This window comes from Clostridiisalibacter paucivorans DSM 22131 (assembly GCF_000620125.1).
GTDB classification, from domain to species: Bacteria; Bacillota; Clostridia; order Tissierellales; family Clostridiisalibacteraceae; genus Clostridiisalibacter; species Clostridiisalibacter paucivorans.
The window spans coordinates 1-13753 of the sequence record NZ_JHVL01000009.1 but is presented as its reverse complement, the minus strand read 5'-3'; the positions used below and the strand labels follow the sequence as shown (position 1 = coordinate 13753).

The 13753-nt window shown below is 29.7% G+C and carries 11 protein-coding genes; all 11 read right to left on the bottom strand.

All coding sequences use genetic code 11. The features are described 5' to 3' along the window. Window positions 1-49: 49 nt before the first annotated feature. Complete coding sequence (locus Q326_RS0105425; RefSeq protein ID WP_026894443.1) at window positions 50-1375, bottom strand: hypothetical protein; 1326 nt, start codon at window positions 1373-1375, stop codon at window positions 50-52. After that, window positions 1362-1988, bottom strand: coding sequence for a DUF8042 domain-containing protein (locus tag Q326_RS0105420; protein WP_026894442.1), 627 nt, complete (start codon window positions 1986-1988; stop codon window positions 1362-1364). Before Q326_RS0105420 ends, Q326_RS0105425 begins: the two co-directional genes overlap by 14 nt. 341 nt (window positions 1989-2329) lie before the next feature. Continuing rightward, window positions 2330-4189 carry a motility associated factor glycosyltransferase family protein gene (locus Q326_RS0105415; RefSeq protein ID WP_026894441.1) on the bottom strand — a complete coding sequence of 620 codons (1860 nt, stop codon included), beginning with the start codon at window positions 4187-4189 and terminating at the stop codon, window positions 2330-2332. Window positions 4190-4284: 95 nt separating this feature from the next. Beyond that, the gene (locus Q326_RS0105410) at window positions 4285-5130 is read right to left on the bottom strand and encodes a flagellin N-terminal helical domain-containing protein (RefSeq protein WP_026894440.1); all 846 of its coding nucleotides are present in this window, start codon (window positions 5128-5130) and stop codon (window positions 4285-4287) included. 196 nt (window positions 5131-5326) lie between these two features. Continuing rightward, window positions 5327-7345: a sensor histidine kinase gene (locus tag Q326_RS17895; RefSeq protein WP_026894439.1), complete on the bottom strand. Its 2019-nt coding sequence runs from the start codon at window positions 7343-7345 to the stop codon at window positions 5327-5329. Continuing rightward, a complete protein-coding gene (locus Q326_RS0105400; protein WP_026894438.1) occupies window positions 7342-8898 on the bottom strand; it encodes a DUF3369 domain-containing protein in 1557 nt (518 codons plus the stop codon). The genes Q326_RS17895 and Q326_RS0105400 overlap by 4 nt, the downstream gene beginning before the upstream one ends. A gap of 478 nt (window positions 8899-9376) precedes the next feature. Further along, a complete protein-coding gene (gene csrA / locus Q326_RS0105395) occupies window positions 9377-9604 on the bottom strand; it encodes a carbon storage regulator CsrA (RefSeq protein ID WP_026894437.1) in 228 nt (75 codons plus the stop codon). A 2-nt stretch (window positions 9605-9606) separates the two neighbouring features. Next, window positions 9607-10059, bottom strand: coding sequence for a flagellar assembly protein FliW (fliW, locus tag Q326_RS0105390; protein WP_026894436.1), 453 nt, complete (start codon window positions 10057-10059; stop codon window positions 9607-9609). 163 nt (window positions 10060-10222) lie between these two features. Further along, on the bottom strand, window positions 10223-10774 hold the full coding sequence (locus Q326_RS0105385; RefSeq protein WP_026894435.1) for a DUF6470 family protein: 552 nt from the start codon (window positions 10772-10774) through the stop codon (window positions 10223-10225). Between the two features lie 85 nt (window positions 10775-10859). Beyond that, entirely contained in the window at window positions 10860-11801 is a 942-nt protein-coding gene (flgL, locus tag Q326_RS0105380) for a flagellar hook-associated protein FlgL (RefSeq protein WP_026894434.1), read from the bottom strand. Window positions 11802-11920: 119 nt separating this feature from the next. Then, window positions 11921-13432, bottom strand: a complete 1512-nt coding sequence (gene flgK, locus Q326_RS0105375) for a flagellar hook-associated protein FlgK (protein ID WP_034601246.1) — start codon at window positions 13430-13432, stop codon at window positions 11921-11923. Between the last annotated feature and the right edge of the window lie 321 nt (window positions 13433-13753).

The window sequence follows — 13753 nt, the reverse complement described above, 5'->3', positions numbered from 1 at the left end:
TGAAACTATATAAGGCAACAAAACTCTATCTATTTCCTCTTTCCAATCTTCAAATATTGGTACTATTTGCATTTACCTCTATATCATCAATAGCATATAACCCTCTTACAGTAGCATTAAAATCATAGTCATTTCTAAAAGTATAATCTTTAACAGACAATAATTCATACTCTTGCTTTAACTCTTCTGTTATTTCATTAAAGTAATTTTGTACTGGTGGCCATAATATAGTTACAAAAAACATTCCTTTCTCCTCTAATATTTCTTGTTGCTTGTCTTTAATTTTTTCTAATTCAATGTCTGTAAATCCAGCTTTTTTAAACCATTCAATTGAATATTCAATATTTGTCATTTGCGGCTGAATCTTAATAGGAATTTTATTAAAATTAAAATATAAAGCACAAGCCAATCTATGAGAGCCATCTATTAATTGTAGGTTTAAATCAACTAAAACAGGACTATCGTCATCAAATCCATTTTCTTCTATACTTTTTATAGTTTTTATGAATCTCTCTATATTGTGAATCTTTTGACCTCTAGCTTTTTGCATTTTCTCATAAAACTTGAATCCATACTTATTTTTCCCATAGTATTCTTCTATAGCTAAATATCTCACTATAATATCCATACGGTTAAATTCATTTTTCTTATTATATTGATTAGTTAGTAAACTCTTCATATCATATGATATATATATATTAGGATCCAAAAAAATATTGCTTGGATTAAACTCTATAATATCTGATTTAGGCTTATTTATTTCCTTAACTCTTTTTTTAAAATTATAATCAGTACGGATATTATTCTTTTTAGTTTTTATTGCACTTTTGAAAAGTTCCAAAAATTTCTTATGTTCTTCAGGAAACAATTGTTTATGCATTGGTAGCTCTACTATAATAATATTATTCATATTCTCATCTATTAAGTTCTTTAGAAAACTTTTTATAGTTTCTTCGTTCTTACCAGTAACTATATCTATCAAATTATTTGAAGGAAGCTCTTTCAAAAACTTATTTGATAAATATGTATAAAGCATTTCCTGTATTGGTTCATATATATAATAATTTACATTCGGATATTTTTCTAAAAAAACATTAATATGATATCCTAAACCTATTCCATAAAAAACCACGGCAGTTATTTTTTCTACATCCTTATATTCATTTATTATAGATTCTGCCTCTCTCATAGGATTATATTTGCTATGTATGTATATTTTTTTATCATCTTTATTAACATACAAAGTCTTTAGCCCGTTCCTAGTTTTTTCAATTTTTATATTATTTAAGTAATCTTTATTTTCAATATGTTTTATGTTTTCCAAAATTTTGAAGTTTTTACTTTTAATTATACTAATATTTTCAGTTAATATCACTTGATAATACCTCCTCAACTGATATAATACATATTTTGTCTTTCATATGTTCAAATATAGGTATTATTTCATAAGATAAAATATCTGCAATAGAAACAAAATCTTTACTTTCAATAATATATTCAAACTCTCTTAAAAGTTCTATTAATGAATTTATATCTTCTTTATATAAATTCCAAGTTTCATAACTTTCAACTACAGTTTTAAGTTCAGTACTTTTATCTATCAACATATAGGTATCCATAATCCAGCTAATGCCATCAAGTGCATATGCTAATTTTCTCCATGACTCTTTTCCAGGATACTTATAAAATTCATTTGATAATATATCCAATTCTCTTATTGCATTATCCAAATAATCATAAGTAGTTTTAAATATATCCTGTGCAAATTGTTTAAAAGTTTTTACAATAACTTTAACTTCTTCTATTTTTTTTATGTTATCAAAAAAATAATTATTAAAATCTTCATATACCTTATGTCCATTCACTTCAAAATGACTAAAAGTATATGAAGATTTTGAAATAATTTCGTTTATTTTACTAAACATGTCATCAATAATTTTTTTATCATTTTCATATTTTAAAACTCTATTAAGTATATAAATTTCCATTAATTTTACCTCCAATATATTTATAAAATGTATACTATTACAAATTAAATTTTTATTTAATTCTGCTACTAGATCTAGTTAATATACTATGGATTTACTTAAAATCCATAGTATATTAACTAGATCTAACCACATAATATTGGTTAATATATACAATATTATTTTAAAAAAATTTTTCTAATTTAATATCAGCAAAGCTTATAATTTATAATTAATAATAAATTATATCATTTTGTAACATACTTTTACTTTTTAGTGTCTCTACATATTAGATTGCAATTGTTAGAATAAATATCTAACTTCAATAAGACTTTTATCTGTTAACAAAAAAGACACAACAATTATTTGTCTGCCTTTTTTCTCATAAAATCGATAGCCTCTTCAATTAAAGGTCTCATAACTTCTATAGAATCGAGTATCCCTTCATAAAGTAAAGTATTCTTTTCAACTATCCTTAACCCCTTTTCAATCTCTGTTTCCTCTATTTTTTCATGGAATCCTTTATTTAAATTTATTCTTCTTATAACTGGTATTACAATACTAGTTAATAAAACACTACTGTCTCTCATTTCTATAATTTCATTATCAATATAATCAAGTTTTTCAAATGCTTTGATTACATTCAAATTATTTTCTCTTTTATAATAGATATATACTTTTTCTAATAGCTTTAATCCTATACCAACACAATCTTCCATATGATTTATTTTTTCTAATATTTCTTCCATAAATTTAATAGCTTCTTTATAAGACTTAACTGAAATTGGTGATTCTATTATCAAATCTTTATAATTATATAAATCTTTTGTACAATGTAACTTTATAGTTTCATCTAATGTATGTATCTCTGTTCCTTCTATCTTAGCTCCACCTTCTGTCGCATCTATAAACTTAATATGTTTATTAATAGCAAAATAATTTTCAAACCATTTTAAAAAGCTAAATAGTGATTTACCTGTGTTCACTTTATTCCCATATATATCCTCTACAAAGATTTCTGTTTCTTTTCTTTCATTCTTTCCAACTTCAGCAGTTGCTTGCTCTGAATGCATTTTTTCATTAGTAAAAGCTAAATCCTGTCCTACCAAAATAATAGGATTACACCCCATATAATTAGCTAAAACTGTAGATGTATGAGCTACAGATCCTCCATTAGGTAATGTTGGTATCTCACTTTGTAATAATTTATTTATTAATTTAGAATAAGGATATTTATTAATTATAAAATGCTTACCCTTATATTTTTTAATTATATCATGGCTACTTAATACCATAGAAACTAAAGGTATTTCACAATGCAAGTAATTTTCTACTAATTTATAGGCAGGATATCCTGGGTCAATAGAAACAACAAAATTAGGTTTTATGCCATTTTTGAGCAATGGCTTTAGAGTTCTTCCCCCTGATATGATAATTGCTTTTCCTTGAGCTTCTTTAAGCTTATATATATTTTTATCTAAAGACGGTCCTGCTGAAACAACAATTGCAGGATATCCTTTGAATTTATTTTCTAGCTTAGATACAGATTCACATTCCAATAAATATGGAATGTTTTTAATAACATTACTAGAAAATTCATACTGAAAACGATATTCTGTAGCTAAATTCACCTCATTATCAATAATAGTATCCTTTAAATTTTTATATATTTCATTCATATAAGAATTAAATACATTTCCATATTGTCCAAATTCACAAAAATAAATATTATTCAAATTATCACTATTAATTTTTTTATAAAAATACTCATTAATTTTTTCAATATTTTTGCCAACAATAATATTGAAATTAGTATGTCCTTTAAATATTTCTTCAAATTTTATCATTTCAAAAGCTTTGGCAAATATTTTAACACTAGGCTCAATAATAAGAACTTTATTTTCATTAGATATTTTTTCAAAAAGATTAGCTATATGATAACCTAGTCCAAATCCAAATACTATTATTATACATTTTGTATTAATTTCTCTTATTTCATTACAAAATCGTTCTATCTCTTTATCAATACTATACCTGCTAAAAAGAAAAACTTCTTTATCTTCTACTTTTAGTGATATAGTTTTCTTATAATCTTTTGTGTCTTTTATTTCTAGATTGAACTTTTCATTATCCATAGACCCTAGATTTATGTAAATTCGATTTCTATATTTTATATCAATACTTGCAATTCTTTGTAATAATATATCTTTCATTTTATTCATATTTTAATTCTCCTAATTATATAAAAAGTTTTATCCTTTCAAATTTCTATTTGAAAATAGAAATTTGAAAGGGATAGTAAACTATCCCTTTAAAACTATCTTAATAATTGAAGTACTCCTTGAGGTGCTTGATTAGCTTGTGCTAACATAGCTTGAGCTGCTTGCTGAAGAATATTTTGTTTTGTAAATTCCATCATTTCTTTAGCCATATCTACATCTCTAATTCTTGACTCAGCTGCTTGTAAGTTTTCTGATGTATTATCTACATTTTTAATAGTATGCTCTAATCTGTTTTGAATAGCTCCTAGTTTAGACCTTTCTTGTGAAACTGTTTCTAATGCTGTATCTATTGTTGTAGTTAATGCACTAATACTTGCTGCTGTTGTAGCAGATGCCCCAACAACATCACCTATAGCAGATGCTTCAACTCCTAGAGCAGCTGCATTCATAGTACCAATTCCAAATTTGATAGATTGCATAGAGTTTGCACCAACTTGAAGAAATACTGCGTCAGACGCAACTAAGCTACCATTTAAAAGTTTCTTAGAGTTAAATTCAGTTTTTGTTGTGATTTCAGTAATCTCTGTTGACAATTGGTTAAGTTCATCTTTTATTCTAGCTCTGTCTTCACTAGTATTAGTACCATTAGCTCCTTGTACAACTAATTCTCTCATTCTTTGTAACATTGCATGAGTCTCTGTTAATGCACCCTCAGCTGTTTGTACTAAAGAAATACCATCTTCAGCATTTCTTGAAGCTTGATTTAAACCTCTAATTTGTGCTCTCATTTTTTCAGATATTGAAAGACCTGCTGCATCGTCTCCAGCCCTATTAATTCTATATCCTGAAGATAGTTTTTCCATAGACTTAGCACTTGAATTGTTAGTAATATTCAATTGTCTATGGGTATTCATTGCCATTAAGTTGTTATTAATTCTCATAATTTATTCCTCCTTGATTTTTGTTTTTTCGGCATCCATGCCGTTTAAATTTTTTAAACTCTGGCCAGAGTTTATTTTCTTTTGCTTCTCAATATATATATCGGCAAGATGCGACTAGACTTTAATGTTTTTTGCAAAATTTTTATTTAAAATCTGTAATAAGTTAGTAGGTATTAGCTACTTACCAAACTACGGACTACCGAAGTTCCACTATAAACTTTGTATATTCTCCTAATTCACTTTCACACCTTATTGTTCCTTTCATCTTTTGCACTACTATGTTATAGATTATATTTAGTCCTAACCCTGTGCCTCCTTGATTTCTGGCTGTGGTGAAAAATGGATCAAATATTTTCTTTATTATGTCTTTGCTTATACCTTTACCATAGTCAGTATGGGTTATTATTATCTTATCTTCCTTCTCCTCTATATCTATGGCTATTTTACCATATTCTCCCTTTTTATATCCATGTCTTATGCTGTTTATCACTAGATTAGTTATAACTTGAGAATAATTTCCTGGGTTCATTTTTACCTCTAAATCCTTAGGAGCATTTAATTCTACTTTTATATTTGTTTTCTTTAGCTCTGGTCTTAAACTCAGTATTATATCTTTAGTGTACTTTTTTATATTGACTTTCCTATACTCTTTATTACTTTGGTCTACTGCTACTTGCTTAAAACTATTTATTAGTCTTGCTGCCCTATTCAAATTATTTAACACTAATTTGGCGGAACCTTTATTGTCCTGTAGGTATTTGTCTAAATCTGATTTCTTTAACTTTCCTGTCTCTAATAATTTAAGCATTTCTTTAGTTCTAATATCTAAATGGGTAATTGCAGTTACTCCTATACCCACAGGTGTATTTATTTCATGGGCTACTCCCCCTACTAGATTTCCCAGGGCCGCCATTTTCTCTGATTCTATTAATTGATTTTGGGTCATTTTCAAGGTTTCAAGGGTGGTTTTTAATTCTTTATTTGTATCTTCTAATTCTTTTGTTCTCTCTAATACCAACTCTTCTAAATGCTTATTTACACTATCTACTTCCCTCTGTGCTATTCTCCTATCTCTTATATTAGTAAGTAATAACAGTATTATAAGTATCAATGAAACTATAAATGCTATGGTAATATTTATGATTATCTTATTCTCTTCATAAAAAGAATATGGTCTATTAATGATTATTGAATTTTTCGGCAATTTTTCTATATCTATATTGAATTCATTTAATTCTTCATAATCAAACATATATTTATTTGGGCTTGCATTTATTGCAGGAATATCTTCTGGTCTCTCTCCACTAACTATCCTCCTTGCTAATATTCCTGCATTTTTCCCCTGATAAAATCCACTGGCCAACTTACCCCCTACTATACCATGTCCTAATGAAAAATCCCATGTACCGTATATAGGGGTATCAGATACCTCATCTAATAGATTGGATACCTCTTGAAATCCATATACATTTCCCTTTTTATCCTTAGTAAAGGAAAGCATAAATATAATATCATCTTTACTCATTTTAGAAGCTGTATCTAAAATACTATCTATGCACATATCCTCCGTTACTTCAAAACCTATATAGTCGTATTTTTCTTCTACTAATTTTACTTCTTCTTTATTTAACCTTCCTGCGGAATTTTCATCTGATACTACCAATACCTTTTTTGTTTTTGGGTGTAAATCAAATGCCAAATCCAATGTTTCCATTATGTCTAAGTTTTCCACTACCCCTGTCATATTGGGCCTTAATTCATCTAGTATATCCCTGGTACCATTTACTCCACAAAACACCACAGGTATATTTCCAAATAGATCGTCACCATATCTCATCATGAAATTCAATGCATCATAATCTGACACTATTATCACATCAAAATTTGAATTCTGGAATTTATATTTGAAAAGTTCATATATTTTTTCATAATATTTTTCATCGTTTATCCTTTTAGTGTCCAAATACTCTATATGGAATTCTTCATCTCCATCTAATACCGATTTTATTCCATCCATTATATCATCTGTCCACTGCAATCCCTCATGATAAGAATTGATTGCCAATATCCTTATCTTTTTATTTTCATAACCATTATTATAATCAAACTTTTTAATTGCATCAGCAACAGATATAGATGTTGACCATACTTTTGGAGAAATTATGAGATTTAAACATATAATTAGCCACAATATTATCTTTGACCTTCTATTCATTTTCTTTCCTCATCAGTAAATTTATCTCTTATACTGATAATCTCCTCTATATTTTCAAAGAAAATCTTTATCAATTTAGGGTCAAAAAGATGACCGCTTTCTTCTTTAAAATAGTCTAATATCTTTTCCAATGGCCAAGGGTCTTTATATACTCTTTTACTGCCCAATGCATCAAATACATCTGCTATACAAGATATCCTACCATATATATGGATATCTTCTCCCTTTAATCCTTGTGGATAACCTGTCCCATCATATTTTTCATGATGTTGGTGGGCTATTATGGAAGCTGCCTTTAACACCCTTCTATTGGAGTTTTTAAGCATATTATATCCCAATGCTGAATGGGTCTTCATAATTTCAAATTCTTCCGATGTCAGTTTCCCAGGTTTATGTAATATATTATCAGGTATAGCCACCTTTCCTATATCATGGATAGGGGCTGCCATTTTTATTATCTGTACTTCTTCTTCGGACAATCCATACTTTTTTGCTAATAATTCACAATATTTAGATACCCTCTTCACATGGTTACCCATGCCTTCTGACCGAGCCTCTGTAACCTCTCCCAAAGTGTATATTATCTCTTTTTGAGTGTCCTCTATCTCTTTATTTAGATATATATTGTCAAATGCTATGGATATATTGTTACAAAACAAAAGCATAAGTTCATGGTCAAATTCCTTTAGATTTTGACTACATTCAGCATAAATAATGTTTTCTATTTGGTTTTTGTTTTCAAAATATACTATATAGTTCTCTCCCTCGGATATATTCTTTTTTGTGTTTATAGCTTCCTTTATTCTATAAAGAATTTCTTCATCTAAAAACTCAAATATATTTTTATTTATTTTATCTCCAAAATCCCCTGTAGCAGCCATGACATAAAAATCATTAGAATTTTGATATTTTGTGGCGGCAAATCCCCTAGTATTACAATATATTGCATTCTTGCCTAAATCCATCAATGATATCATTTGAGAAAGAACCGCAGATATGAAATCTCCCATAGACTGTAATTCAAATATCTTAGGAGATGCCTCTATCATCTTCTTTAATGCCTTTCTATTTTCTTCTATAACCATTATATCTTTATATCCCCTAAGGGCAGATATCAAAGTTGTAAACAGCTTTGTAGCTGTCAATTCCGTCTTCTCTTTGTAATCATTTATATCATATTTTAATATTACATCTTTTTCAGGGGCTTGTCCTGGATAGCCAGTTCTAAGTATAACCCTCACATATTTGTTTTCTAATACATTTCTGATATATTCCACCACTTTAAGACCTGAGTCATCCTCCTCCATCACCACATCTAAAAGGATAACTGCTATATCAGGATATCTTGATATAAGTTCCCTTGCCTCTTCACCCGAATATGCACTGATAATTTCCAAACCCTTATTGTTAAAAATAAAGTCTTTAAATACCATTTTAGTTATTTCATGTACCCCTTCGTCATCGTCTACTATCATTATCTTCCATGTGTCTTTAGGAAGACTGTGGACTTCATCTTCTGGTGCAAATAATATACTTTCTTCATTTCTTGACATAGTATCACCCCATATTGATTCATTCATCAATATAGTAAATATACCCAATATTTAGAAAGTAAAACAAGTATAGTTAGTAGTCCGTAGTCTGTAGTTCGTAGTAAAATCAATTAGATTTTATGAAAATATAAAATAGTTAGTAGTTATTGGTTAGTGGTTAGTAGTCTAATGATGAAATCCTGTGGATTTCCACCATCAACTACTACCTACTACCTACTAACTACTAACTTTCTTTTTTACTTTCCTTAGACTCTTTACTTTACCACTAAGCGATTCACTCCAAATCATAATAAAGATTTGGGTTCTCTGCTTATTCCATAAACTACTAACTACTAACTAATATCTACTAACTTCCTTTTTACTTTCTTTAGACTCTTTACTTTACCACTAAGCGATTCACTCCAAATCATAATAAAGATTTGGGTTCTCTGCTTATTCCATCAACTACTAACTACTAGCTACGAACTACTAACTGCATTTACCTGTTAAAAATTCTCCTTATAACATCCATGTCTAGATCTCTATTATTGGCTGCTTCTTTATTTTCTGTTCTTATATCTTCATATATTTCCTTTCTATATATATTTATATCTCTAGGTGCATTTATGCCTAATTTTACTTTTCCCTCTTCTATTTCAGTAATTACTATTTCTATATTTTCTCCTATTATTATGCTCTCATCCTTTTTTCTAGTAAGTACAAGCATGGCTATTTCACCTGCCCTTTACTTTTTAATTCTTCCAATATTAAATGCTTTGTATGATACCTGTTATCGTCTAGTATTATCTGTTTGCCTAATCTTTTATTCACATTTATTATCACAGGGCCAGATAAATTTGCTGTCATTTTATTTATATCTTCTGGAACTACTACTATGGTATATACTGATATATCTTTTTGTTCTACTATTTTCAATCTTTTTACTACCAAATCGGGAATTTCAAAATCATAATCAGATTTAAATATGAAAGGATTTATTATTACGAATGCTAGATTGGGATTATCTATTGACTGGAGCCAATTGAAAGGTATATCATCCTCTGGATTTTCTATTATTACAAACTCCTTAGAATCTTCAAAACCTGGTACTCCATCAGGAAAAGTAATAATTCTCTCTTCTTCTATTTCTATTTTTCCAAAATATTTAGTATTTAACTCCACCCTAACACCTTCTTTCCATTTATTCATTGTATAGTAAAGTGTAAGTTCGTAGTTGGTAGTTCTTAGTTCTTAGTTCTTAGTTCTTAGTTCTTAGTTCTTAGTTTAATGATGAAATCCTGTGGATTTCATCATTAAATCATTAACTACCAACTACTAACTGTCTCTACAACCTCTCATCCACATATCTAATATCTATACTGGGCCATTGTTTCATATATATATTTACTTTGTTTTTTTGTATATCTACTATGGGTTTTTGAGGTCTATAATCAATTTTAGCCCCATTTAAGTTCCAATGTATATTTAGATGACCTGTCACATCTATTTTAGGTCTGCTTTTGGGAATTAGGTCAAATCCAAATTGCTTTTGTTCTGTCCATGAATTTTTTTCTGCCAATTCCGGTATAGCACTAGGCATATCATTCTGTACCTCTGCCAACCTATTGCCATCAGCTGCTATTCTAGCTATTGCTTTCATGGTTGCTTGTTTCGATAACTGTACATGTTCCTTCATCAAGTCTTCTATATTTTTAAGTCCTGCCTCTGCAAAGCACTGATATTGGTCTATTATTACCTTTGGAGCTTCTCTATCTATCTCCATTTTAGCAGGGATTTGTTCTATGGATTGTTCACCTTTAGGCTGTTGTATATTCATCTGTCCTTTTTGAGTTTCAATACCTATTTGACCTCTAACTGTATTAATTTGAAAACCCATATAACCACATCCTTTTTTATAGTCCATAGTTGATGGTAGAAATCCTATGGATTTCTATTTTTTAGCCATAAACTACGGACTAACATTATCTTAAAAAGTCCACTAATGATGGTTGGATTATTTTTGTTCCCGCTGACAATGATGCCCTATATACACTCTCTGCTGTCTTAAAATCTATTATTACTTCTGCCATATCAACATCTTCATTATTTGACAACAGTTCTGTAAAGTTCAACTCTTCACTTTCCAACCTATTTTTTGTAAGTTCTAATCTATTGGTCTTTGCTCCAACTTGGGCCCTCTTAGACAGTAGATTATTCATTATAGTATCCATTCTCTCTATATTATCATCTATTTCTTCTGTATTGCCATTTTTGAGGGCATCCTGAAGATTATCAAATACTGCTATTGCATAACTCTTATCGCCATTATTTACACTAGTAGCATCAAAGTTTCCACCACTAGTAGCATCTCCATTACCAAATATAGCTATCCCCACAGTATTTATAGGTATGTCTTCAGATACCCCTATATTGTATCTAGATATTTCATCAGCATTTAAAGTATTGGGTATGTATTTACCATCATCATCTAATAATTTAGAATCAGTTTTATATCCTGTAAATATATTCCTTCCTGCATAAGTAGTATTTGCTATCTTTACAATCTGTTCTTTAAGTTGTCCAATTTCTGCCTCTATAGCTTTTAAGTCTGTATCTTCATTGGTTCCATTTGATGCCTTTACTGTTAATTCTCTGGCCCTTTGAATTACTTCTCCCATTTGATTCATTGCATCCTCTGTTATGTCTAGCCATGACATAGCATCGTCTAGATTTCTTTTATATTGCTCCACCTTAGATACATCTGTACTAAGTTTTAAGCTCTTGGATACTCCTATGGGGTCATCAGAAGGCACTTGAAACTTTTTTCCTGTCTGATATTGCTTTTGGACTCTATTCATCCTTCTAAGATTTGTATTTAAATTGCTCATCATATTTCTAACAAGCATATTATTAGTTATTCGCATAATAGATCTCCCTTCTCAAAAAAAATTAATTCAGAAATATGGTCCGTAGTTCGTAGCCTGTAGTCCGTAGCACAATGATAAGAAACAAAGTTTCTTTACTACTAACTACTAACTATATCCTACCTTCCCACTAATCCTAACCTATTTATAGTCACATCGTATATGGCATCTATTGTTGTTATCATTCTTGCTGATGCATTATATGATTGCTGAAATCTTATCATATCTCCCACTTCTTCATTTAGAGACACGCCTGATTCCGCCTCTCTTCTTATCACTATATTTTCTACTATAGCCCGTTGATTATCATACATCCTCTTTGCCTGTTGACCATCTACTGCTACATTGGATAATATAGATTTTACAAAATCTTCTGGTGTTCCTTGGGGAATTGTATCATCGAAAAATGTTTTATTTTCCCTCAATTCTATTATAGCCTTTATATTCCCATTATCTTCGACTCCTTGATCCGTTGAAGCAGCCGCTATATTGTCCAAATCTCCCAATATATCTCCCGATAATGAAATATTGTCAGCTTTTACATTCTCTTTTATCCAATCTTTATAATTTGAATCATTGGGATCTGTTACTCCTAAATCTGATGTCATTTTATCATTTATAGTAAAAAAGAACTTTTTGCTTTTACCATTTAAACCTTGTCCCTGATAATGTTGTTCATTTATTTTTTCGAATATCTTTTGAGAAAATTCATTTAATCTATTTATATAAAAAGGAATACCCCTATACTCTCCATTTAAGCCGTCTCCATCTCTAATTTCCAATAAACCCTTCATCTCTCCACCTTTAAGGTTTACTGGTTGGTTTCCTGTTTCCCATTGTACTTGTACTAATTTTTCTGTGGGGTTTAGAGGGTTTTCTTTTATATTAGGAGGATATTTTAGTTTACTTACCTCTGTATGGTCTACTAAGGACATCCCACCTATACTTACTCTATACTTACCATCAGTTGACTCATCAACCTGCACATTTACTATCTCCGATAGTTTATCTACTATATAATCTCTTCTATCCCTTAAGTCATTTGCATTTGAACCATCTATCTCCATATTAAATATTTGTTTGTTTAATCTCTGTATCTGTTCTGCCATGTCATTTACCTGTTTAACTTGGGTCGATATGGCAAAATTTAATTCTTTTTGTACATTGTATAGCTTATTGGCCGTTTCATTTATATGTTCTGTCAATGTAACAGCCTTTTCCATAACAGCCTGTCTATATGCATTATCTGAAGGATTTTTACTTAAATCCTCCAAGGCATTGAAAAATTCATCCATATTTTTTCTTATGGCACTTTCAGAGGGTTCATTAAATACCTTCTCTATTTCACCCAATGTCTCTTGTTTCACTTTCCATTCTCCTGAAGGTCCATTTTCTCCCCAATATTTAGAATTTATATATGAATCCCTTACTCTATTTATCTCTGTTATAGTAGTTCCTGTTCCCAACATGCCTATACCTGGTAATTTCAAAGGATTTGTAGCATTTTGTGCTGCCTTTTGCCTAGAATAACCTTCAGTATTCATATTAGATATATTGTGATTTGTTGTATATAGGCTCTTTTGACTAGACAAAAGACCCGATACTGCTGTAGTAAAACCTATCCACGCCATCCATCTCTCTCCTTGTATAATATATTTAGGTTATCAAATAGGGAAACCTATAAAACCTTCTTTATTTATCTCTCAAAATCAGAGATAATTGTATTATTAGATTGAGAGGATTATCGATCTCTCCTTGAGTCTTTGAACTCGTACTTGAAAGACTGATACCTCTCTCTAATAAGCAGTTTACGAATGAGTTGGATGTTGGTTGCTTTTTAGCTTCTCTCCGAATATACAACAAGGTGGTAACGCTTATTAGTAGAGTGGGCTCACAATCTAAAATATTTCTCTACGAGGTGCTCTTTATGTTATATTTAGGAATTGATATTG

Bases quoted from the DNA above. Each gene is read 5' to 3' on its own strand.
- Q326_RS0105420 (WP_026894442.1), bottom strand. From the start codon at position 1,988: ATGGAAATTTATATACTTAATAGAGTTTTAAAATATGAAAATGATAAA.
- Q326_RS0105415 (WP_026894441.1), bottom strand. From the start codon at position 4,189: ATGAATAAAATGAAAGATATATTATTACAAAGAATTGCAAGTATTGAT.
- Q326_RS0105410 (WP_026894440.1), bottom strand. From the start codon at position 5,130: ATGAGAATTAATAACAACTTAATGGCAATGAATACCCATAGACAATTG.
- Q326_RS17895 (WP_026894439.1), bottom strand. From the start codon at position 7,345: ATGAATAGAAGGTCAAAGATAATATTGTGGCTAATTATATGTTTAAAT.
- Q326_RS0105400 (WP_026894438.1), bottom strand. From the start codon at position 8,898: ATGTCAAGAAATGAAGAAAGTATATTATTTGCACCAGAAGATGAAGTC.
- csrA (WP_026894437.1), bottom strand. From the start codon at position 9,604: ATGCTTGTACTTACTAGAAAAAAGGATGAGAGCATAATAATAGGAGAA.
- Q326_RS0105385 (WP_026894435.1), bottom strand. From the start codon at position 10,774: ATGGGTTTTCAAATTAATACAGTTAGAGGTCAAATAGGTATTGAAACT.
- flgL (WP_026894434.1), bottom strand. From the start codon at position 11,801: ATGCGAATAACTAATAATATGCTTGTTAGAAATATGATGAGCAATTTA.
- flgK (WP_034601246.1), bottom strand. From the start codon at position 13,432: ATGGCGTGGATAGGTTTTACTACAGCAGTATCGGGTCTTTTGTCTAGT.